Source organism: Nonomuraea sp. CA-143628 (genome assembly GCF_050942315.1).
GTDB lineage: Bacteria > Actinomycetota > Actinomycetes > Streptosporangiales > Streptosporangiaceae > Nonomuraea.
This window is the reverse complement of the sequence record NZ_CP192072.1, coordinates 710,695-732,592: the sequence shown is the minus strand read 5'-3', so window position 1 is coordinate 732,592 and position 21,898 is coordinate 710,695. Positions and strand designations below refer to the sequence as shown.

Genomic DNA, 21,898 nt, shown 5'->3' with positions numbered 1-21,898 from the left:
GCTTGTCGCGCCCGCCCAAGTATGCGTCCGGGCCCTTATTGATTGCGACACGCAGCACGGAGTTGTTGCATTTGCCAGCACTGTCGTTTCGCCAATTGTGCCCTTCTGACCTGCGAGAATGACATTCTTAACTTGCCGAATCCGCGAACGCATCCGTAGCTTTCCTCATATGTGAACGATGACCGTTCACGTGGAGGGGACCGACAATGGCTGCCAAGATATGCCTCGTAACCGGCGCCTCATCCGGCATCGGCCACGCCACCGCACTCGAACTCCTGCGCGGCGGTCACGTCGTGTACGGTGGGGCGCGCCGAGTGGGCCAGATGGAGGCGATCCGCGAAGCGGGCGGTCACGCCCTGCCGATGGACGTGACCAAGGAAGAAGACCTCCAGCGGGTCGTCCGTACCGTCCTGGACGCGCACGAGCGGATCGACGTCCTGGTCAACAACGCGGGAGCCGTCGTCCACGGCGCGGTCGAGGACACGCCTATGGTGATGGCGCGAGACGAGTTCGAGGTCAACGTGTTCGGGCCGGCCCGGCTGACCCAGCTCGTCCTCCCACACATGCGGGCCCGGGGCTCGGGCACGATCGTCAACGTCTCCTCGATCGGCGGCGAGATCGCCCTTCCGCTCGGTGCCTGGTACTACGCCTCCAAGCACGCCCTAGAGGCCTTCTCCGACACCCTGCGCATGGAGGTCGGACAGTTCGGCATCGACGTCGTGGTCGTCCAGCCGGGCATCATCAAGACCGACTTCGAGGCCGGGACCGCTCGGCAGCTGCGGGAGATCTCCGGGGCCGGCGCCTACCGGGAGATGGCCGAGGCCATGGCACGTGCCGCCGAAGCGCCGGTGGGCCATCAGAACGACCAGGCCACCGACCCCGGCGTCGTCGCGACGACGATCCGGGAGGCCGTGGAGTCGGACCGGCCGGAGACCCGCTACGTCGTGGGCTGGCAGGCCGAGGCACTTCTCAACCTCAACAGGTCCCTCTCCGACCGCGAATTCGACGCGACGGTGACCGGCCGGCTCGGCTGACATCCGCCGACGCGCAGACCACCGGCCGGCTCGGCTGACACCCGCCGACGCGCAGACCACCGGCCGGCTCGCCTGACACCCGCCGACGCGCAGACCACCGGCCGGCTCGCCTGACACCCGTACTCAACAAGATCCGCCATCGGAGAAACCTCATGGATTCCGCTATCGCCATTTCCGGGCTCGTCAAGGCCTACGGGCCGACACGGGCCCTCGACGGGCTGGACCTCACCGTGGGCACCGGAGAAGTGCATGGCTTTCTCGGCCCGAACGGGGCGGGAAAGAGCACCACCATCCGCATCCTGCTGGGCCTGATCCGAGCCACCTCCGGCAGTGCCAGGCTGCTGGGCGGTGACCCCTGGGCCGACGCTGTCGCGTTACACCGGCGGCTGGCGTACGTGCCGGGAGATGTGGAGCTGTGGCCCAACCTCACCGGAGGCGAGGCCATCGACGTGCTCGGCCGGCTGCGTGGCGGGCTCGACAACGAGCGCCGGAACGGGTTGATCGAGCGGTTCGAGCTCGATCCGAAGAAGAAGACCCGGACCTACTCCAAGGGCAACCGCCAGAAGGTCGCCCTCGTCGCCGCCCTCGCCGCCGACGTGGAGCTGCTGATCCTCGACGAGCCCACGAGCGGGCTGGACCCGCTGATGGAGGCGGTCTTCCAGCAGGTCGTCGCCGAGGCCAAGGCCGCCGGCCGGACCATCCTGCTGTCCAGTCACATCCTGGCCCAGGTCGAAACCCTCGCCGACCGGATCACCATCATCCGCGACGGAAAGGCGGTGGAGTCGGGGACGCTGACGCAGATGCGGCACCTGACCCGGACCACGGTCGTGGCCGAGACCGCCGCCGGCGTGACCGGCCTCGACCGGCTGCCCGGGGTCCACAACGTGAAGACCGAGGGCAGGAGCGTGCGGTTCGGCGTGGACGCCGAGCACCTCGACGCCGCCATCCGGCACCTCACCACATTCGGCATCGACTCGCTGGTCAGCCACCCACCGACGCTCGAAGAGCTCATGCTCCGGCACTACGCGCACAAGGAGGCGGCATGACCACCACGGTAACGCACGCGCGCGGCCGCACCGGATCGAGCGCGGCGAGCAGCCACCTGACCGGCACCGGCGCGATGGTACGGCTGGCGCTGCGCCGCGACCGGATCAAGCTCACCATCTGGCTGATCGCCATCACGGCCCTCGTCCCACGCTTCTACTACGCCGCCGTCAGCGCGGTCGTCCCGACGCCCGAGGCCCTGGCCGAAGCGTCGCAGATGATCCGCGTCTCGTTCATGAGGGTGCTCGGCGGGCCCCTGTTCGGCGAGGTCACCACGCAGAGCTACTTCCTCGCCGCCTACTGGGTCGAGTTCCTGCTGGCCGCCGCGATCATGAACATGATGCTCATGACCCGGCACACCCGGACGGAGGAGCAGACGGGCCGGGCCGAGCTCATCCGGGCGGCCGTCGTGGGCCGGCACGCCCAGCTCACCGCGGCGCTGGTCGTCGCCGTGATCAGCAATGCCGCGCTCGCGGTCCTCACCACCGCCGCGACGATCGGCATCGGGTTCCCCGCCGGCAGCGCCCTGCTGTTCGGCGCCTCGCTCGCCGCGACCGGGCTGCTGTTCGCCGGGGTCACCGCGGTCACCGCCCAGGTCACCGAGCATCCCCGAGGCGCCAACGGGCTGGCGGGCATCGTGCTCTTCACGGCGTGGCTGCTGCGCGGCGCGGGGGCGCTGCAGAGCCCGGAGGGCGGTCCGCTGTTCTGGCTGTCGCCGATCGGCTGGTCCCAGCAGGCCCGGGTGCTGGGCGAGGAGCGCTGGTGGCCGCTCGGCCTCTCGGTTCTTCTCGCCGCGCTGCTGGTCGCGGGCGCCTACTCGCTGGCGAGCCACAGGGATCTCGGTGCCTCCTTGCTGGCCCCGCGTCCCGGCCAGGCGTCGGCGCCCGCGTGGCTGCGCTCGCCGTTCACGCTCGCGCTGCGGCTCCAGCAGGCGGCCATCCTCGCGTGGGGAGTCGCGTTCCTCGCCGTCGGCCTCGTCCTGGGCGCCATGACCGGGGGAATGGAGACCACCGATCTCCCCATCTTCTCCGGTGCGGACTTCGGGCGGGCCTGGATCAGCCTCATGGTGTTCACCGGGTCCCTCTACACCGGCGTGTTCGCGGTCCTGTCGGTGGTCCGGCTCCGGGTGGAGGAGGTGCGCGGGCGTATCGGTCCCGTGCTGGCCGGGCCGACCGGCAGATCGACGTGGTACTGGTCGTCCCTGCTGGTCACCGCGCTCGCCGTGGTCGTTCTGCCCGTGGTATACGGCACCGCGCTCGGCATCGGCGCCGCCCTGTCGACCGGCGAGGCCGGCCTCGTGGGAGAGGTCGCCTGGGCGAGCCTCATCCGCGCCCCCGAGGTGCTGGTGCTGCTCGCCGTGCCCGCCGCGCTGCTCGGGCTCGCCCCACGGGCCGTGAACGCGGCCTGGGCGGTGCTCGTCTACAGCGGGTTCATGCAGGTACTGGGGTCCTACATGAACCTGCCGGGGTGGCTGGTGAACACGTCGGTGCTGTCCCACCTGCCCTGGCATCCGCTGGGGTCCTTCGCCCCGGTGGCCACGGTGGTGCTGACCGTGCTCGCCGCGGTGCTCGCGATCCTCGGCCTGTACGGCCTGCGCCGCCGCGATCTCGCCTCGGGCTAAGGGTGTCAGCGTTGACGGCCCGGTGGAGTGCGTTCCACCGGGCCGCCGGTCGTGGTCGTGCTGGGGTCAGCCGCCGTTGGTGAGGGTGAAGCCCTGCTCGGTGCCGAAGGAGGAGATGCGGTCCTGCCAGGTCTTCAGCGCGGCGGACAGGTCACCGCCGCTGTCGATGGCCTGGCCCACGGTGTCCTTGAAGATGCTGTTGGCGTACACCTGGAACGGGAGGTACTGCCAGTCGGGGCGGACGGCGGCCGAGGCGTCGCTCAGGACCTGGTTGATCTTCTGGCCGCCGAAGAACTCCTGCGGCGCGTCACGGAAGGCGGGGTCGTCGAGCAGCACCTTCGTGGCGGGGAACAGGCCGGCCTCGGTGTTCAGCGACTTGACGGCCTCCGGGTCGGAGTTGAGCCACTGAGCGAAGGCGACGGCGGCCGGGATGTTCTTGCTCTGCGGGATGACCGCCACCGAGGAGCCGCCGTTCTCGGCGTTCATCGGCTTGGCCGCGTCGTACTGCGGCATCGGGGCGACCGCCCACTTGCCCTTCGTCTTGGGGATGGAGTTGATGATGCCGTTCGGCGCCCAGGCGCCGGTCAGCCAGACGGCGTACTTGCCGGAACCCATGCCCTTCCACCACTCGTCGGTCCAGCCGGGCTGCGGGTCGACCAGCTTCTCGCCGAGCAGGGTGCTCATCGTGCCGGCCCACTGCTTGACGCCCGGGTCGGAGTCGAGCTTGACGCTGACCGAGGTCTCGCCCGTGGTCTTGAACGGCGCGCCGCCCGCCTGCCAGATCAGGCTGTCCACCCCGCCGGCGTCACCGGGGTCGATCGAGGTGATGAACGAGCCGGAGTCGGCGGCCTTGATCTTCTTGGCCGCGTCGACGAACTCCGCCCAGGTGGCCGGCGGCTTGATCTTCAGCTTGTCGAAGATGTCCTTGCGGTAGAACATCGCCATGGGGCCGGTGTCCTGCGGGACGCCGTAGACGCCGCCGTTGATCGCCACCTGGCCCCACGCCGAGTCGGCGAACTTGTCCTTCAGCGACGCCGCGCCGTAGTCGGCCAGGTTGACGACCTGCTTGGCGAGGGCGAACTGCGGCAGCGCGAAATACTCGATCTGCGCCACGTCGGGCGCGCCGGAGCCGGCCTTGATCGCGGTCTGCAGCTTGGTGTACTGGTCGGCGGACTGACCAGCGTTCACCACATTGACCTTGATGTTCGGATATTTCGTGGTGAAGCGGGCGACGGTCTTCTCGATCCCCGTGACCCACGTCCAGAAGGTCAGCTCGGCGGGCTTGGACAGCGCGTCCTGCACGGCCGCCGTCGCACTGGGGGCGGCGGCGGACGGGGCGGCGGCACTCCCACCGGAGCCGCCGCCGCACGCGGCGAGGGCCAGAGACAGGGCCGCGGCGATCCCGGCGGGAATGACACCGCGCCGTGATGGAAGGGTTTTCATGGCGTTTCCTTATCCACGGGGATTTTGTCGGGAATCACTGCTTGACGCTTCCGGTGGCGAGGCCCGACTGCCAGAACCGCTGGAGCCCCAGGAAAGCGATGATCAACGGCACGATCGACAGCAGGCTGCCGGTCAGGATGAGCGTGTAGGTGGCGTCACCGGCACCGGAGGTGCCGCTGTTGGCCTGGGCGTTCCACTGGTTGAGGCCGACCGTGAGCGGGAACCAGTCCGGCGAGTTCAGCACGATCAGCGGCAGGAAGTAGTTGTTCCACGTCGCGACCAGCGCGAAGAGCAGGACCGTGACGAAGCCCGGAGCGAGCAGCCGCAGCGCGATGGTACGGAAGATCCTGAACTCGCCCGCCCCGTCGATGCGGGCCGACTCCAGGATCGAGTCGGGCACCGCGTCGGCCGCGTAGACCCGCATCAAGTAGAGGCCGAATGGGCTGCACAGCGCCGGGATGAGCACCGCCCACGGGGTGTCGACGATCCCGACCCGGCTGAACAACAGGTACGTCGGCACCGCCAGGGCCGTGCCAGGAATCGAGATGCCGCCCAGCACCACCGCGAACAGCAGCTTGCGGCCCGGGAACTCGTACTTCGCCAGCGCGTACCCGCCGAGGGTGGCCAGCAGGGCGGCACCGCCCGCGCCCACCACGGAGTAGAGCACGGTGTTGCCGAACCAGCGGACGAAGATGCCGTGGTTGTAGCTCAGGGTCTCGCCGATGTTGGCGAACAGGTGGAAGTCCCCGCCGAACCAGAGGCCGAAGGTCGAGAACAGGTCCCCGCCGTTCTTGCTGGCGTTGGCCAGCAGCCAGAACAGTGGCAGCACCGCGTACGCGAACATCACCAGCATGATCACCGTGAGGGCGGGACTCTTCCCCCGGCGCCGCGCCTTGGTGGAGCGGTGCGCGGCGTGCCCGCCCGTGGTGCGGTTCGCCTCGGCGACTGCCGTCACAGCGTCTTCTCCCTTCTCGCCGTGATGATCTGCACCGCGTACGCCACGACGATGGTGACGACGCCGAGCAGCACGGCGACGGTGGCCGAGTAGTTGATCTGCTGGCCGTTGAAGGCGAGGTTGTAGGCGTACATGTTGGGCGTGTAGCTCGTCCCGATCACCGCGGGTGCGAGCTTCTGGAGGATGTTCGGCTCGTTGAAGAGCTGGAAGCTGCCGATGATCGAGAAGATCGTCGCCACGAGCAGCGCGGGGCGCAGGGCGGGCAGCTTGATGCTCCAGGCGATGCGGATGGCGCCCGCTCCGTCCATCTCGGCCGCCTCATAGAGCTCGGTCGGTACGGACCGCAGCGCGGCGTACAGGATGATCATGTTGTAGCCGACGAACTCCCAGGTCACCATGTTGCCGATGGAGGAGAGCATCCAGGAGCGCGAGAGCAGGTCGGGGACCGCGACGCCGAGGGCGTTGCCGATCTGGCCCACCAGGCCGAACTGGTCTCCGTACATGTAGCCCCACATGAGGGCCGACACCACGGCCGGCACCGCGTACGGCATGAAGATCGTGATGCGGAACAACGACGGCCAGCGCAGCCGGCCGCTGTCGATGGCCAGCGCGCAGCCCAGGGCGATGAGCAGCATGACGGGCACCTGCACGACCAGAAAGAGCGCGACGCGAAGCAGGCCGGCGCCGAACAGCGCGTCGCCGATGGCCCGGGTGTAGTTGGCCACACCGGCGAAGACCGTGCCGCCGATCATGCGTTCCTGGAAGAAGCTGAGATAGATCGCGTACGCCAGCGGCGCGACCACCGCGACCAGGAAGACCACGAAGAACGGCAGGAAGAAGGCGTAACCGGCGACGCGCAGACGCAGGACCGGCCGGGCGAGACCGCCGGGCGCGGTCACCGGCCCGGCAAGACCGGCGGGCGCGGTCATCCCGTACTCCTGCCGTGGGATGTTCGCGCTGCCACGAAGACTGGCACTGAACTCTCCTTGTCGGGGCATGGCGATCCATGGACCGCCCCATTACCTGCGCCACCGTGGAGCGCTCGGCGCTGCGATCGCGGCGCTCCGTGTTTACGTAAACATGGCGAAGATGTCCCGTAGTCTCCATTCGCCGCCAGAACATGTCAATAGGTAACCCAAAGTTAACGCCAATGCCTGATTTATCACTATTTGTCACTGTTTGTCGGCTAGAGCAGCTCCCCATTGACGGATGGGTCATGTTCACGTAAACATCGTGCGAGAGTTTGCACGACAGCAAGCCCATCGGATGACCAGAGGTGGCAGTGGACGGGGCGACCCAGAAAACCGCGGCGGGACGGCGCTCGCCCAGGCGGCCGTCCATGGCCGACGTCGCCGCGATGGCCGGAGTCTCCAGCCAGACGGTTTCCCGGGTGGTCAACAACCGCAGCAATGTCGAGGAAGAGACCCGCCAGCGCGTCCTGTCGGCCATGCGGGTCCTCGGATACCGGCCCAACACCGCCGCCCGCGCCCTGGTCACCGGCCAGTTCCGCACTCTGGGCCTGATCAGCTTCGGGCTCGGCAGCTTCGGCAACGCCCGGACGGTCGACGCCGTCACCAAGGCGGCGCAGCGCGCCGGATACACCGTCAACATGATCGCCGTCGAGTCGCAGACCGAGCGGGCCGTGCACGAGGCGTTCGACCAGCTGACGGTGCAGGCCGTCGACGGCATCGTGGTCATCGAGGCGCAGATCCTCGACACCCCGGCGCTGCGCCTGCCGCCGGACGTGCCGGTCGTGATGGCCGACGGCGACGTCAGCCTCCGCCACCCGATGGTCGACACCGACCAGGCACTCGGCGCCCGGCTCGTCACCCGTCACCTGCTCGGCCTCGGTCACGAGACGGTCTGGCACGTCGCCGGGCCCGAGGACTCCTATGCCGCGCGGCGCCGGGCGGAGTCCTGGCACGCGACGCTCAAGGAAGCGGACGCGGCGGTTCCCCAGATGCTGTTCGGCGACTGGAGCGCGGCCAGCGGCTACGAGGCCGGCCGCGTCCTGGCCCGGCGACCCGGCGTGACGGCCGTCTTCGCCGCCAATGACCAGATGGCCCTCGGCGTGATGCGCGCGATGATCCAGGCGGGACGTCGCATCCCTGAGGACGTGAGCATCGTCGGTTTCGACGACATCGAGGAGTCGGCCTACCTCTCCCCCTCGCTCACCACCGTCCGGCAGGACTTCGACGTGGTGGCCGAGCGGATCGTGTCGCTCATGATCGACCAGATCGAGACCGGCACGGCTCCTCCCGCCACCGCTTTCGTCCCCCCTCAGCTGATCGTCAGGGAGAGCACCGGCGCACCGCCGCCGACCGCCTGATCCGACTGACCGCAGCACGCCCCACCGAAGAGCATCCCCGCCGAAGAAACGTCCCACCAGCCGCAGCACGCCCCGCCGAAGAAAGGAGGAGCGGCGGCCCTCGCCCGCCGAGGCCGTCGCGCCGACGATGAACGCCGTACCTCACGATGTCAGGCCGGGCTCCGGGACCACCGGCGCCCTGTCCCCGGGCGACCGGTTCTGGCGCCGGCTCGGCGGCGTGGCCTTCGGCGGCGACTACAACCCCGAGCAGTGGCCGGCCGAGACCAGGGCGGAGGACCTGCGCCTCATGGCCGAGGCCCGGGTCAACCTCGTCACCGTCGGGGTGTTCGGCTGGGCACGCGTGGAGCCCGCACGCGGGGCGTACGACTTCTCCCTGTTCGACCAGGTCCTGGATGACCTGCACGCGCACGGGATCACCGCCGACCTCGCCACCATGACGGCGTCCCCGCCGCCCTGGCTCGTCCACGAGCACCCGGAGATCCTGCCGGTCACCGCGGACGGGACCGTGCTGGGCCCCGGCGGGCGGCAGCACTTCTGTCCCTCCGGCCCGGTCTACCGGGAACGGGCGGCGCTCCTGGTGGAGCGGCTGGCCACGCACTACCGCGACCATCCGGCACTCGGGCTGTGGCACGTCGGCAACGAGTACGGCTGCCACATCGCCGCCTGCTACTGCGAGGTGTCGGCGGCCGACTTCCGCCGCTGGCTGCGCGAGCGCTACGGCGACGATCTGGAGGCGCTGAACGACGCCTGGTCGACGGACTTCTGGTCGCAGCGGTACGCCTCCTTCGACCACGTCCAGCCACCCCGCGCGGCTCCGACGTACCCCAATCCGGCCCAGCAGCTCGACTACCTGCGCTTCAGCAACGAGGCGCTGCGCGACTGCTTCGACCTGGAGGCGGGCATCCTGCGGCGGATCACCCCCGAGGTGCCGATCACCACGAACTTCCTGGGCGGCCTGAAGGCCGTGGACGTCTTCGACTGGGCGCCGCGGCTGGACGTCGTGGCGGTCGACTCCTACCCCGACCCCCACGACGAGCGGCCGCACCTGGCCCCTGGCCTGGTGTACGACACGATGCGCGGCGCCGGGGGCGGGCAGCCGTGGATCCTGATGGAGCAGGCGCCGAGCGCGGTCAACTGGCGGGGCAGGAACGCGATCAAGCAGCCCGGCCAGATGAGGCTGTGGAGCTGGCAGGCCGTCGCGCAGGGCGCCGACGCGATCCTGTACTTCCAGTGGCGGCAGTCACGTGGCGGCGCCGAGAAGTTCCACTCGGGCATGGTGCCGCACGCGGGGGCCGACAGCAGGGTCTTCCGTGAGATCGCGGCGCTCGGCCGGGAGCTGGCCTCGGTGCCCGACCTGCCCGGCACGCGGGTCCGCAACCAGGTGGCGATCCTGCTCGACTGGAACAGCTGGTGGGCGCTCGAACTCGACTCCCACCCCTCGGACGGCGTACGGCAGGAGGAGCGCCTGCTGGACCATTACGGCCCGCTGTTCGACCTCGGGGTCGGCGTGGACGTGGTGCCGCCCTCGGCCGAGCTGACCGGCTACGCGCTCGTCGTCGTGCCGAACCTGTACCTCCTGTCGAGGGAGGACGCGCGGCGCGTCTCGTCGTACGTGTCCGGCGGCGGCGCGCTGGCCGTCTCCTTCTTCAGCGGGATCGTGGACGAGCATGACCGGGTCCACCTGGGCGGCTACCCCGCCCCGCTGCGCGAGGTCCTCGGGGTCCGGGTCGAGGAGTTCTGCCCGGCGGCCGAGCACGAGAGGTTCCCCGTACGCGGCCACGGGGTGCTCGCGCACCTCGAAGGGGTCGCCGACCTGTGGCGGGAGGACCTGCATTTGGCAGGCGCCGAGCCCGAGCTCGTCTTCGACTCCGCCGACTGGGCTGGTCGCCCGGCCGTGACCAGGCACGAGTTCGGCGCGGGGATCGCCCGCTACCTGTCGACCCGGCTCGACGCGGCCACCATGCGGGCGGTCCTCGGCCGGGCGCTCGCCGAAGCGGGGGTGACCCCGGTCGTCGAGGGCCTGCCTGCCGGGGTCCAGGCGAGCGTCCGCGCGGGAGCCGGGCGCCGCTTCCTGATCCTGCTGAACCACACCGGCGACAAGCACGACATCGCCCTGGGCGGCGAGTGGACCAACGCCCTGGACCCGTCGGACGAGAGCGTCGGCACCGTCGCACTGCCGCCTTCGGGCGTCGCCGTGCTCCGTGCGGTGGATTAGGCCGCTCTTCAGCGCATGATTCGGGCCCGAGCCCGGAGCAGCGCGGCCACGATCGCCTCCTCGCGGTCGGGATCGAGGCGGACGAGGGGGACGGAGCAGCTGAGCGCCTCGTTGGTGACGAGGCCGAAGTCCAGGGGGACGGCGAAGCAGCGCAGTCCGAGGGTCGATTCCTGCTCGTCGACGGCGTGGCCACGGCGCCGGATCTCCTCAAGTTCGGCGCGCAGTGCCGCCCGGTCGGTGAAGGTGTGGACGGTGCGGGGCTCCAGGGTCTCCGGCAGGAGTTCGTCGACCTCCGCCCAGGGACGCCCGGCGAGGATCGCCTTGCCGAGGCCGGTGGCCCAGCACGGCAGGCGCCGGCCGGGGCGGGTGACGACGGCCAGGGAGTGCTTGGAGATGTTGGTGGCCAGGTACACGATCTCCACGCCGTCCAGACGTGCCAGGTGGACGGTCTCGCCGAGCTCGTCGTTGAGCTCGTTCATCACCGGACGGGCCCGCTGGACGAGGTCGTCCCGCTCGATGTACGACATCCCGGCCCGCAGCGCGCGGATGCCGAGCCGGTAGCGGCCGCCACCATCGGTCTCCACCCAGCCCGTGCTCACCAGCGTGGTGAGCAGCGCGTAACCGCTGGCCCGCGGCAGGCCCAGCGTGGTGGCCAGCTCGCGCAGTGAGCACGCCTTCGGGGCGAAGCTGAGGTGTTCGAGCACCGCGATGGTCCGCTCGGCCGATTTGACGCTGCGCACGCCTCCCCCGGCCTCGGCGGATTGAGGTAACGAGTCCGGGGCGGATTGCGTCATCGATCACCTCTTGACGTGTGGCGAAACACCCACTTAATGTCTCGGCTACAAATATAGCCACTGTCTCCATATGTAGACAAGAGGTCGCTGTTGATGCCCCCCGCTGTCACGCGAGCCGCCGCTTCCCTGTCCGGCTTGCTCGCCCTCCCCGTCATGCCATTCACGGACTCGGGGGACGGGGACGAGCAGGCGATTTCGGAGGAAACATGATCATCACCCCCCGCCGCCGTCAGGCGGCCTCTGCCTTCTTGGCGCTGGGCACCCTGCTGTCAGCCGGCGCCTGCTCGGTCGCGAACAGCGGCCCCGAGCCGTCGGCCGGCGGCGCGGCGGCGAGCACCGTCCGCATCGTGCTGCCCGAGGAGCCGCCCACGCTGGAGCCGTGCGACGCCTCCCTCACCGCGACCGGACGCGTCACCCGGGCCAACATCACCGAGGCTCTGACGGAGCGCGACCCGAGCTCCGGACAGCTCCAGCCGGCGCTGGCCACGGAGTGGAAGCAGGACTCGCCCACCGAGTGGACCTTCACGCTGCGCAAGGGCGTGAAGTTCCACGACGGCACCGCGTTCGACGCCAAGGCGGCCGCCTTCTCCATCGAGCGCACGCTCGGCTCCAAGGTCGACTGCAACGTCAACGGGTACGTCTTCGGCGGCATCAAGCTCACCGTGACGGCCGCGGACGACGTGACCCTCAAGGTGAAGACGGCCAAGCCGGACCCGATCCTCCCGCTGCGGTTGTCCTTCGTCGAGATCGTGCCGACCACCACGAACGCCACCGGCAAGGTCCGGGAGCCCGTCGGCACCGGCCCGTACAAGATCGCCAAGTGGGACGCCGGCCGCAGCCTGCGCCTGGAGCGGTTCGCCGGATACTGGGGCAAGGCGCCGGACTTCGCCGCGGCCGAGTACGTCTGGCGTGGTGAGGGCAGCATCCGCGCGGCCATGATCAAGAGCGACGAGGCGGATGTCGCCGTCGGGCTCGCCCCCGAGGACGGCGCCGGCGACTCGGCCGTGCAGTTCCCCAACAACGAGACCTCCTACCTGCGCATCGACGCCGCCAAGCCGCCGCTCAACGACCTTCGCGTGCGCCAGGCGATCAACTACGCCATCGACAAGGACGGGCTCGTCGCCTCGGTCTTCGCCGGGCTCGGCAAGCCGGCGGGCCAGCTCGTCCCTGAAGGCGTGACCGGTCACAGCTCGGCCATCCAGCCCTGGCCGTACGACATGGCGCAGGCCAAGAAGCTGATCGCGGACGCCAAGGCGGCCGGCGTCGCCACGAACACCCCCATCACGATCATCGGCCGGAACGGGATCTACCCCAAGGCCGCCGAGGCGATGGAGGTCGTGCAGAACTCGCTCACCGAGGCCGGGCTCTCGGTGAAGATCCAGATGCTCGACGTGAACGCCTGGCTGGAGTACCTGCTGCGCCCCTTCCCCAAGGACGCCGGCCCCACCCTGCTTCAGGCCCAGCACGGCAACCAGGCCGGTGACGCGGCCTTCACCATGGGCCAGATCTACGGCACCAAGGGCGCGCAGAGCAGCTTCGGCACCCCCGAGCTGGACGACCTCATCAGCGCCGGTGAGCAGGCCTCGGGCGAGGAGCGCCAGACGGCGTTCGCCAAGGCATTGGAGTTCCAGAACAAGGACGTCGTACGCGACGCCGTCCTGGCGCACATGACCGGCATCCTCGCCCTGTCGAAGAAGGTCACGTACAAGCCCAACGCCGCCACGAACGACGAGATGCGCCTCGCCGAGCTGCACCCGGCCGGCTGAAAGGAGCAGGTGTGCTGACCTTCCTGCGGCGTCGCGTCACCTCCAGTGCGATACCGCTGGTCGTGGTGGTTCTCGGCGTGTTCTATCTGGCCCGCCTGACCGGCGACCCGGCGAACCTCTACCTGCCGCTCAGCGCCACCGCTGAGATGCGGGCGGAGTTCGCCGCCCGGCACGGGTTCGACCAGCCGCTGCTCGTCCAGTTCGGTGACTACCTGGCCCAGGTCGTCCGGCTGGACTTCGGTGAGTCGCTGCGGACCGCCGAACCCGCCGCCAACGCGGTGCTGCGGGCGTTCCCCGCGACGCTGCAGCTGGCGGGCGCCACGATGATCCTGGCGATCCTCGGCGCGGTCGTCGTCGGGAGCTGGGCGGCCTACCGCCCCAACTCCCTGGCCGACCGGGTCGCCAGTTTCACCTCGACGACCGCGGCCAGCATGCCGGATTTCTGGTTCGCCATCATGGGCGTCCTGGTCTTCTCCGTGGCGCTCGGCTGGCTGCCCACCTCGGGCACCGAGGGCGCGGCGGCGTGGGTGCTGCCGGTGCTCACCCTGCTGATCCGGCCGTTCGGCGTGCTGGTGCAGGTGGTGCGCGGGGCGATGGTCACGGCGCTGTCGGCGCCGTACATCAAGGTGGCCCGGAGCAAGGGCGCGAGCGAGCTGCGGGTGGTCTTCGGCCACGCGCTGCGCAACGCCGCGCCACCCGCGCTCACCGTGGCCGGTGACCTGGCGGTCGGGCTGGTCAACGGGGCCGTGGTCGTCGAGACCATCTTCGGCTGGCCGGGCATCGGCAAGCTGATGATCACCTCGATCCTGCAGCGCGACTTCGCGGTGCTGCAGGCCGCGGTCCTGGTGACCGCGATCACCATCTTCGCGCTGAACATCGTCATCGACGCCTGTTACGCGCTCCTGGACTCCCGAGTCCGTCAGGGGGTGACGGCATGACCAGCCTCGTGGAGGCTCCTCCCGCCGCTCGGCGGATCACCTGGTGGCGGCTGCTGCTGCGGGACCGGTTCGCCTGCCTGGCGGTGGTGATCCTGGTCATCGTGGTCGCCGGCGCCGTCGTGGGGCCGATCCTGCTCGGCGACCTGGCCGTGAAGCAGAACCTGCGGGCGGTCAACCGGCCACCGTTCAGCCTCGACGACGGCTTCGCGTTCGTGCTCGGCAGCGACTCGCTCGGCCGCAGCCTGCTCGCCCGGCTCATCGTGGCCAGCCGTACGACGCTCTCCGTCGCCATCCCGGCCGTGGTGATCTCCCTGGTCGTCGGGTCGGTCTGGGGCATGTGGGCGGGCTACCACCGAGGCTGGCGGGAGAACGTCTCCATGCGCGTGGCCGACGTCATCCTCAGCTTCCCCTCGCTGCTGCTGGCCGTGGTCGTCCTGTACGTCTTCTCCCCCAGCGCCGGGAACATCGTCCTGGTCCTGGCCATCGCCCGCATCCCGGTCTACCTGCGGGCCGCGCGGGCGGAGTCGGCCGAGCTGCAGAGCCGGCTGTTCGTGGACGCGGCGCGGACGTTCGGCACCAAGAGCTGGGCGATCATCGGCAGGCATGTGGCGCCGACCGTGCTGCCCACCCTGTTCACCGTCGCGACCCTGGACTTCTGTTTCGTGATGCTGACCGAATCGTCGCTGAGCTTCCTGGGCATCGGCATCCAGCCGCCGGACATGAGCTGGGGCCTGATGGTCGCCCAAGGGCGGCAGGTACTTCAGAGCGCCTGGTGGATCGCCGTCTTCCCCGGCGTCGCCATCGTGGTGACGACCGTCTCGGCGACCGTCCTCGCGTCCTGGGCGCGCCTGGCCATGGACCCCGGCCAGCGGTGGCGGCTCACCCTGCCCCGCTCCCGCCGCAAGAACTCCCGCCCCGAGAACACGGAGGTGCGCGCGTGAGCGAGCCGAATGGCGCAGAGTCCGGCCGCCCGGTGCTGGAGGTGGATCGGCTGGCGGTCGACATCCGTACCCCTTCCGGGACGGTACGCGCCGTACGCGAGGTCAGCTTCTCCGTCCGCTCCGGTGAGACCCTGGCGCTCCTGGGCGAGTCCGGCTGCGGCAAGAGCATGACGGCGCAGGCCATCGTCGGCCTGCTCGACCCGGTGGCGCACGTGGCCGGCGGCGCCGTACGCCTGGACGGCACGGACATCCTCACCCTGTCGCCGGCGCAGCGCAGGCGGCTGGCCGGGCCCGGCCTGTCCATCGTGTTCCAGGACGCGCTCACCGCGCTGAACCCCGTCCAGACGGTCGGCGCCCAGCTGGCCGAGCCGTTCAGGATCCACGAGCGTCTTTCGCGCCGCGCGGCGCGCGAGCGGGCCGTCGAGCTGATGGAACGGGTCGGCATCCCCGAGGCCGGTGCCCGGGTAAGCGCCTACCCGCACCAGTTCTCCGGCGGCATGCGCCAGCGGCTGCTCATCGCGCTGGCGATGGCCCTGCACCCCAAGGTGCTGCTCGCCGACGAACCCACCACCGCCCTCGACGTCACCGTGCAGGCCCAGATCATGGAGCTGCTGCGCGAGCTGCGCACCGAGCAGCAGACGGCGCTGATCCTGATCACCCACGACCTCGCGGTGGTAGCCGAGCAGGCCGACCACGTGGCCGTCATGTACGCGGGGAACATCGTCGAGACCGGCCGGGTGGCGGACGTGTTCGCCCGGCCGCGCCACCCGTACACGCGCGGGCTGCTCGACTCGGTGCCGGCCGAGGTGGCGCGCGGCGTCACCCTGAAGTCCATCCCGGGCAGCCCGCCCGACCTGCACTCGGTGCCCTCGGGCTGCGCCTTCCGCGCGCGCTGTTCGATGGCGAGCGACGTGTGCGCGGCGGAGCGTCCCGTCCTCGTCGAGGCCGGACCCGGTCGCCTGTCCGCGTGTCATCACTGGAAGGAGCTGACCGATGACTGACACATCCGCTATGGAGGCGCCCCTGCTGGACGTGGCAGGGGTGAGCAAGACCTTCCACGTCGCTCGCGGCGCCTCCGGCAGCAGCCGGCTGCGCGCTCTGGACGGAGTCGACCTGCGGCTGGCCCGCGGCGAGACGCTGGGCCTGGTCGGGGAGTCCGGCTGCGGCAAGTCCACGCTCGCCCGGGTGCTGCTCATGCTGGAGCGCCCGGACCAGGGACACGTCAGGTTCGAGGGTACGGACCCGTTCGCGCTGCGCGGCAAGGAGCTGCTGAAGTGGCGGCGCCGGGTGCAGATGGTGTTCCAGGACCCGTTCGCGTCACTGAACGCCCGGCTGTGCGCCGAGGACATCGTCGGCGAGCCGTGGCGGACGCACCGTGACCTGGTGCCGACGAAGGAGCGCGGGAAGCGGGTGTCCGAACTCCTGGAGATGGTGGGGCTGCGGGCGAGCGACGCCCGCCGTTACCCGCAGGAGTTCTCCGGCGGTCAGCGCCAGCGCCTGGGGATCGCCCGCGCGCTCGCCCTCGAACCGGACGTCATCGTGTGCGACGAGCCCGTGTCGGCGCTCGACCTGTCGGTCCAGGCGCAGGTGCTCAACCTGCTCACCGACCTGCAGGCCCGGCTGGGCGTGTCGTACGTGTTCATCTCCCATGACCTGTCCGTCGTCCGCCACGTCGCCGACCGCGTCTCGGTCATGTACCTCGGCAAGATCGTCGAGACGGGTCCGACGAAGCAGGTGTTCGACCAGCCGCGCCATCCGTACACCGCCGCGCTCATGTCCGCGGCGCCGGTCCTCGACGTCACGCCGGGGACTCGGCGTGAGCGGATCCTGCTGCAGGGCGAGGTGCCCTCACCGCTCGACCCGCCGTCGGGATGCCGGTTCCGTACGCGCTGCTGGAAGGCCGAGGACGTCTGCGCCCAGGAGGTGCCGCCGCTGGAGCTGTACGGTGACGACCCGCCGCACTTGGCCGCGTGTCACCTGCCGCTTCAGGAGGTCGCGGAACCCGGTTGATGAGGCCATTGCGCGGGTGAGACTCTCAGGGGCTCGGTCACACGACGACACGGCCGGAGGTATCGATGGCGAGATTGACCCTCATCCATCCTGACGACGCGACCGGGGACGCGGCCAAAGTGCTCGCGGCCCTACCGGTCAAACTCAACATCTTCCGCATGCTGGCGCACGCGGAGTCGTGTGTGCTCCCGCAGGTGCGGCTGGGCACGGCCATCCTCAGCAGCCTTGATCTCGGGCACCGACGGCGCGAGCTGCTGATCCTGCTCGTCGCGCGGATCGAGGGCGGCGCCTACGAATGGCGGCAACACGTGCCGATCGCCCTGGGAGTCGGCGTTCCGCAGGCGCAGATCGACGCGATCGAGCAGGGGAACCTCGCCGATAATGCCTTCGATGACGCGGACCGTGCGCTGCTCGCGTTCGGGAAGCAGGTGATCGAGGCCGTCCGGGTCGAGGAGAGCGTGTTCGCGCAGGCTCGACGCCACTTCTCGGAGCGGGAGATCGTCGAGGCGATCCTGACGATCGGCTTCTATATGACCATGGCACGCCTGACGGAGGCGACGGAGACCGACCTCGACCCGGCCTCGGGAATGACCGTGTTCGACTCCCTCCAGCCCCGGGACACGTCCGCGTGAGGCTCGTCGGCGCCTTCGGATCGCGGGGGCGCCGACAGGCACTCGCCGCCGCGGAGAGCACTTGCGGGGACATATGCTTGACCCGTCAACAAAATTCGCAACGCGGCGGACCGTAGACATCTCCGCGTCCCCACCCTGGAGACGAACATGACCGATCGTGCCGACCAGATCATCGACGCGCTGCGCAGCGGCCACGATCACCTGGCCACCCTTGTCCGCGGCCTCGCGGCCGACGACCTCACCCGGCCGTCCGGCGCGTCGGAGTGGGACGTGTCGCAGGTGCTCAGCCACCTGGGCAGCGGCGCCGAGATCAACCTGGCCCGCCTGGATGCCACGCTGAGCGGCACCGCCGGTCCTGACGGGGACTTCAACAAGTCGGTCTGGGCACGCTGGGACGCGATGTCCCCGGTCGAGCGGGCCGAAGGCTTCCTGGCCGCCGACGAGGCGCTGGTCAGCCGCTACGAGGGCCTCGACGCGCAGACGCGCGAGGAGCTGCGGATCGACCTCGGCTTCCTGCCGGTCCCCGTGGACGTGGCGACCGCGGCGGGGCTGCGGCTCAGCGAGCTCGCCCATCACTCGTGGGACGTCGAGGTCGCCTTCGACCCGGCGACGGCCCTGGCCCCCGCCGCGGCCGAGCTGCTGCTCGACCAGGTGGGCATGCTCATCCACTTCATCGGCAAGGCCGACGCGCTCGCGGGACGCCAGGTCGGCGTGGCCATCCGGACCACCTCGCCCGAGCGCTCCTTCGGGCTCGCTGTGGGTGAGGCGGTCAGCCTCACCGACGAGCCGGCTCAGCCCGACGCCGTACTCAGCGCGCCGGCCGAGTGGTGGCTGCGTCTCACCACCGGCCGCCACTCCCCTGAGCACACGCCGAGCGCCGTGACCCTCACGAGCGACAGCCTCACGTTGGACGACCTGCGGCGGATCTTCCCCGGCTTCTGACCCGACTACTGATCCGGCTTACTCGCCGGCTTTTGATTCTCTTTTAAGAGGCACGGCCATCGCCCGATAGACAGGCGTACGTTCCGTTACCATAAGCCGACACACAGTGTCGGACGGAGCAGATGCGCAATCCCCCACGCGAGCTCGCCCTCGTGATCGGCGCGGTGGTCGTGCTCAGCGCGGTCTTCACCGTGCTGGCCGGCATCTACGTCAACTTCGCCACCGACGGCCAGCCCCAGCTCAACCCGGCGCACATCCCGCCCGCGATCGTCTTCGCCTGCCTGGCCGCCGCGCTCCCGCCGCTGGGCGGCATCCTGCAGTCACGCTGGGCCAACCGCGCGGCGACCGCGACCGATCCGTTCACCGCGCACGACCTGCCCGCGTACAAGCGGCTGCTCAAGGACCTGCGCTGGGAGGCGCGCGCGCCCAAGCTCGCCGAGCTCAAGGCGCGGGCCGCCAGACGCGAACTCGCCTTCGACCGGACAGACCTGGAGAAGGTCACCAAGCAGCGCACCGGCTGGCTCAACGACGTCGAGAGCGCCGAGCCGGTCATCCGGGCCTTCCTCCTGGTGCACGACGTGCCGGACGCCACGGTGGACAAGTGGCTGCGGTCCTACCGCAGGCTGGCCGACCCCGGGCCGCCCCGGCCCGCCCGCCGCAGGAGGCTGGTCATCGGCACGACGCTGTCCGTGGTGTTCGCGGCCGCGGCCTTCCTGGCCTATGTGGTGTACGTCGACACCTACATCCCCGACTCACTCAAGCGCTCGAACGTGCTGATCCTCTCCCTGTACGCGCCCGGCAAGCCCCTCGTCGTCAACACCTCCACGACCGCTCCCCCGCACGCCAGACTGGGCGGCTCGGCCATCAACACGGTCCCCACCGAGGCCCAGCGCTGGGACCTCGAACCGGCCAAGCACGACGGCGCGTTCTTCCACCGGATCCGCAACCGCGTGAGCGAGCGCTGCCTGACCCCGGAGGCCCGGCGCGTCACCGAAGGGATCTTTCTCACCGAGGCGGACTGCGACGGCTCCGCCGACCAGCTCTGGCGGCTGACCGGCGACCATGCGATCACTATCGCCTCCCCCAGGGAAAACCTGTGCGCCGAGCCCAACCAGAGCTCCGCCGACTCCGGCACCCCGCTGATCCTGCTGGCCTGCGCGGCCGACCGGCCCGGCCAGCGCTGGCTGGTCGCCACCCGCCCGCCGGATCTCGGCAGCTCGCTGGCCAGTTCGGAGAACGGCGTGTGCCTGGACGCCAGCTCCACGAGCGCCACGGAGCTGATCACGTGGACCTGCCACGGCGGCGTCAACCAGGCGTTCGGCTACCGGCGGAACGCCCAGGGCGCGTACGCGATCACGAGCATGGGCGGCTGCCTGACCGCCACCGGCCCACCTGACCGGCGGCGCCCGTCCCGCGCGCCCTGCTCGGACTCCGCCGACCAGCTCTGGCGCTTCACCTACCGCTCGGCGTACAACCGGTGGCATTACTGGGAGGTCCAGCACGTCGCCAGCGGCCTGTGCCTGCAACTGGAGCCCGACGGGGCCTCGCTGTCGCTGCGTCCGTGCACCCGCGCGAACGTCCAGCAGTGGCGCACCCCCGACTGGCTGAACCCACCCAACACGCCCGCTCACCCCGCCGTCCCGTAGCCGCCCACCACGCGCGCCCAGCCCGTCGTCCTGTAGCTGGGCTCAGCGCGCCTCCCCCAGCGGGCCGCACGGGCGGCCGACCATGAGGGGATGTCGGCCACCAACCGCCTGCCCGTCCTGAGCCTGGCGCTGGCCTCGGGCTCCATGGACGCCTTCACCTTCCTCGCCCTCGGCCGGGTCTTCACCTCGAACATGACCGGCAACCTGGTCCTGCTCGGCGTGTCAGCCGGCCGCGGCCACCTCTCCGAGGCCCTGGGCTCGCTGGTGGCGCTGATCGCCTTCACCTGTGGGCTGGTGGCCGCGTTCCGGTTCATCGGCTCGGCCACCGGCTGGGCCACCCGGATCAGGCTGGCCCTGGCCGCCGAACTGGTCCTGCTGCTCGCGCTGGCCATCGCCTGGGCCCTGTCCGGCCCGCACCTGCCGGTGATCGCGACCGCCGCCCTCGCCATGGGCGTCCAGAGCGCGGTGACTCATCGCCTGCGGACCTTCATCGGCTCGACGACGTTCATCACCGGCGCGCTGACCAGCTCGATCTCCCGCTTCCTCACTCCCGAGGACGGGCGGCCGTACGTTCCCGAGCTGGTGGCCGTGCTCCTCGCCCTGGCGCTCGGCGCGGCCGCCGCCACGGTGAGCGTGCACCTGCTCCCCGCGGCGGCTCCGGTGATCGCGCTGCTGGCCGTGGCCCTCGCTCTGATCACCGGTACGGGCTGACGCCGCCCGATCAGCCCTCGGACAGAACCGCCCGAAGCCGTGTGACGAAGGACTTCGGGTCGTCGGCGAAGCCGATGTGGCCGCCGGGGAACATCGTCGGCTCGATGCCGAGCGCCGCGGCGAGCGCGATCGAGGTGCGGTCGCAGATCTGACCGGCCGAGTCCTCGCCGACGCCGATCACGACGCGGGTGCTCGCCGCGCGCAGGGCGGCGAAATCGGGCTGCCAGTGGACGGTGGCCCGCATCTCGTGGGCGAACCAGCGGCGTTCGTCCGCGACCTGCTGCGGGTCGCGTTCGCCGCCGAACATCATCTCGATCGCGCCGTCCGGCATGACGATGTCGGCCTGAGCCATGAACTTCCGCCAGGCCCCTATGACATCACCCGCGAGGTAGGTGGCGATCTGGTCGTCGGTCCCGGCGTAGAGCTGCTCGCGGTCTTCGAGCGGGCCGACCACCGGGGCCTCGTGCGCGATGACTGTGTGGGCCTGCTCGGGGTGGGCCTCGGCGAACGCCAGCGCGGTGACGGCGCCGCCGCTGGAGCCGAAGATCGCGGCCGGGCCGGCGTCGAGGTGGGTCAGGAGCCTGGACAGGTCGTCGGCGCGCAGCCGCGGGGTCGAGTCCTGGCCGGGGTCGTGGAGGGGGCTGCGGTTGATGCCGCGCGGGTCGGTGGTGAGCACGGTGTGGTCGGTGGCCAGCAGTTCGGCCGCCGGGGCGAAGGAGTCGGCGTTCATCGGGGCGCCGACGAGCACCACCAGGGGGCCCTCGCCTCGTACCTCGTAATACAGGCGGGCGTCGGGGACCTCAAGAGTGTTGTGCATTGGAGTTCTCCTGGTCTGGAGGTTGGTGGTCGGTCCAAGAGGTGACTCCGGGGATGGGGC

The 21,898-nt window shown here is 70.3% G+C and carries 19 protein-coding genes; 14 read left to right on the top strand and 5 right to left on the bottom strand.

All coding sequences use genetic code 11. The features are described from left to right. Positions 1 to 206: 206 nt before the first annotated feature. The 3 genes from ACQP2T_RS03535 (at position 207) to ACQP2T_RS03525 (ending at position 3,699) form a co-directional block, all read left to right on the top strand. Positions 207 to 1,034, top strand: a complete 828-nt coding sequence (locus tag ACQP2T_RS03535; RefSeq protein WP_433514755.1) for an oxidoreductase — start codon at positions 207 to 209, stop codon at positions 1,032 to 1,034. Between the two features lie 152 nt (positions 1,035 to 1,186). After that, positions 1,187 to 2,080: an ATP-binding cassette domain-containing protein gene (locus ACQP2T_RS03530; RefSeq protein ID WP_433514754.1), complete on the top strand. Its 894-nt coding sequence runs from the start codon at positions 1,187 to 1,189 to the stop codon at positions 2,078 to 2,080. Beyond that, positions 2,077 to 3,699, top strand: a complete 1,623-nt coding sequence (locus ACQP2T_RS03525) for an ABC transporter permease (protein ID WP_433514753.1) — start codon at positions 2,077 to 2,079, stop codon at positions 3,697 to 3,699. Before ACQP2T_RS03530 ends, ACQP2T_RS03525 begins: the two co-directional genes overlap by 4 nt. Positions 3,700 to 3,765: 66 nt before the next feature. On the opposite strand, the gene ACQP2T_RS03520 is transcribed toward ACQP2T_RS03525, so the two are convergent. From ACQP2T_RS03520 to ACQP2T_RS03510, 3 genes are read right to left on the bottom strand one after another with little or no spacing between them, the layout of a single operon-like run. Then, a complete protein-coding gene (locus tag ACQP2T_RS03520) occupies positions 3,766 to 5,142 on the bottom strand; it encodes an ABC transporter substrate-binding protein (protein ID WP_433514752.1) in 1,377 nt (458 codons plus the stop codon). A 34-nt stretch (positions 5,143 to 5,176) separates the two neighbouring features. Next, on the bottom strand, positions 5,177 to 6,097 hold the full coding sequence (locus ACQP2T_RS03515) for a carbohydrate ABC transporter permease (RefSeq protein WP_433514751.1): 921 nt from the start codon (positions 6,095 to 6,097) through the stop codon (positions 5,177 to 5,179). Further along, a complete protein-coding gene (locus tag ACQP2T_RS03510; protein WP_433514750.1) occupies positions 6,094 to 7,026 on the bottom strand; it encodes a carbohydrate ABC transporter permease in 933 nt (310 codons plus the stop codon). Before ACQP2T_RS03510 ends, ACQP2T_RS03515 begins: the two co-directional genes overlap by 4 nt. Before the next feature lie 410 nt (positions 7,027 to 7,436). Between ACQP2T_RS03510 and ACQP2T_RS03505 the strand changes: the two genes are divergently transcribed. Further along, positions 7,437 to 8,426, top strand: a complete 990-nt coding sequence (locus tag ACQP2T_RS03505) for a LacI family DNA-binding transcriptional regulator (protein ID WP_433514749.1) — start codon at positions 7,437 to 7,439, stop codon at positions 8,424 to 8,426. A gap of 127 nt (positions 8,427 to 8,553) precedes the next feature. After that, a complete protein-coding gene (locus ACQP2T_RS03500) occupies positions 8,554 to 10,641 on the top strand; it encodes a beta-galactosidase (protein ID WP_433514748.1) in 2,088 nt (695 codons plus the stop codon). Positions 10,642 to 10,649: 8 nt separating this feature from the next. Here the strand turns inward: ACQP2T_RS03500 and ACQP2T_RS03495 are convergent, their stop codons facing one another. Beyond that, positions 10,650 to 11,435: an IclR family transcriptional regulator gene (locus tag ACQP2T_RS03495; protein WP_433514747.1), complete on the bottom strand. Its 786-nt coding sequence runs from the start codon at positions 11,433 to 11,435 to the stop codon at positions 10,650 to 10,652. A gap of 206 nt (positions 11,436 to 11,641) precedes the next feature. Between ACQP2T_RS03495 and ACQP2T_RS03490 the strand changes: the two genes are divergently transcribed. From ACQP2T_RS03490 to ACQP2T_RS03450, 9 genes are all read left to right on the top strand, one after another. After that, complete coding sequence (locus ACQP2T_RS03490; protein WP_433514746.1) at positions 11,642 to 13,201, top strand: ABC transporter substrate-binding protein; 1,560 nt, start codon at positions 11,642 to 11,644, stop codon at positions 13,199 to 13,201. Between the two features lie 11 nt (positions 13,202 to 13,212). Further along, positions 13,213 to 14,139 (top strand): ABC transporter permease, encoded by a 927-nt coding sequence (locus ACQP2T_RS03485; RefSeq protein ID WP_358193345.1) that lies wholly within the window; start codon positions 13,213 to 13,215, stop codon positions 14,137 to 14,139. After that, positions 14,136 to 15,080 (top strand): ABC transporter permease, encoded by a 945-nt coding sequence (locus ACQP2T_RS03480; RefSeq protein ID WP_433514745.1) that lies wholly within the window; start codon positions 14,136 to 14,138, stop codon positions 15,078 to 15,080. The genes ACQP2T_RS03485 and ACQP2T_RS03480 overlap by 4 nt, the downstream gene beginning before the upstream one ends. Continuing rightward, on the top strand, positions 15,077 to 16,081 hold the full coding sequence (locus ACQP2T_RS03475) for an ABC transporter ATP-binding protein (RefSeq protein WP_433514744.1): 1,005 nt from the start codon (positions 15,077 to 15,079) through the stop codon (positions 16,079 to 16,081). The genes ACQP2T_RS03480 and ACQP2T_RS03475 overlap by 4 nt, the downstream gene beginning before the upstream one ends. Continuing rightward, positions 16,074 to 17,090, top strand: coding sequence for an ABC transporter ATP-binding protein (locus ACQP2T_RS03470; protein WP_433514743.1), 1,017 nt, complete (start codon positions 16,074 to 16,076; stop codon positions 17,088 to 17,090). The genes ACQP2T_RS03475 and ACQP2T_RS03470 overlap by 8 nt, the downstream gene beginning before the upstream one ends. 65 nt (positions 17,091 to 17,155) lie before the next feature. Continuing rightward, positions 17,156 to 17,722, top strand: a complete 567-nt coding sequence (locus tag ACQP2T_RS03465; RefSeq protein WP_433514742.1) for a carboxymuconolactone decarboxylase family protein — start codon at positions 17,156 to 17,158, stop codon at positions 17,720 to 17,722. A 147-nt stretch (positions 17,723 to 17,869) separates the two neighbouring features. Then, positions 17,870 to 18,664, top strand: coding sequence for a maleylpyruvate isomerase family mycothiol-dependent enzyme (locus ACQP2T_RS03460; protein WP_433514741.1), 795 nt, complete (start codon positions 17,870 to 17,872; stop codon positions 18,662 to 18,664). A gap of 122 nt (positions 18,665 to 18,786) precedes the next feature. After that, the gene (locus tag ACQP2T_RS03455; RefSeq protein WP_433514740.1) at positions 18,787 to 20,310 is read left to right on the top strand and encodes an RICIN domain-containing protein; all 1,524 of its coding nucleotides are present in this window, start codon (positions 18,787 to 18,789) and stop codon (positions 20,308 to 20,310) included. A gap of 90 nt (positions 20,311 to 20,400) precedes the next feature. Beyond that, entirely contained in the window at positions 20,401 to 21,021 is a 621-nt protein-coding gene (locus ACQP2T_RS03450) for a YoaK family protein (RefSeq protein ID WP_433514739.1), read from the top strand. A 10-nt stretch (positions 21,022 to 21,031) separates the two neighbouring features. On the opposite strand, the gene ACQP2T_RS03445 is transcribed toward ACQP2T_RS03450, so the two are convergent. Continuing rightward, a complete protein-coding gene (locus ACQP2T_RS03445; RefSeq protein WP_433514738.1) occupies positions 21,032 to 21,838 on the bottom strand; it encodes an alpha/beta fold hydrolase in 807 nt (268 codons plus the stop codon). Positions 21,839 to 21,898: the final 60 nt, after the last annotated feature.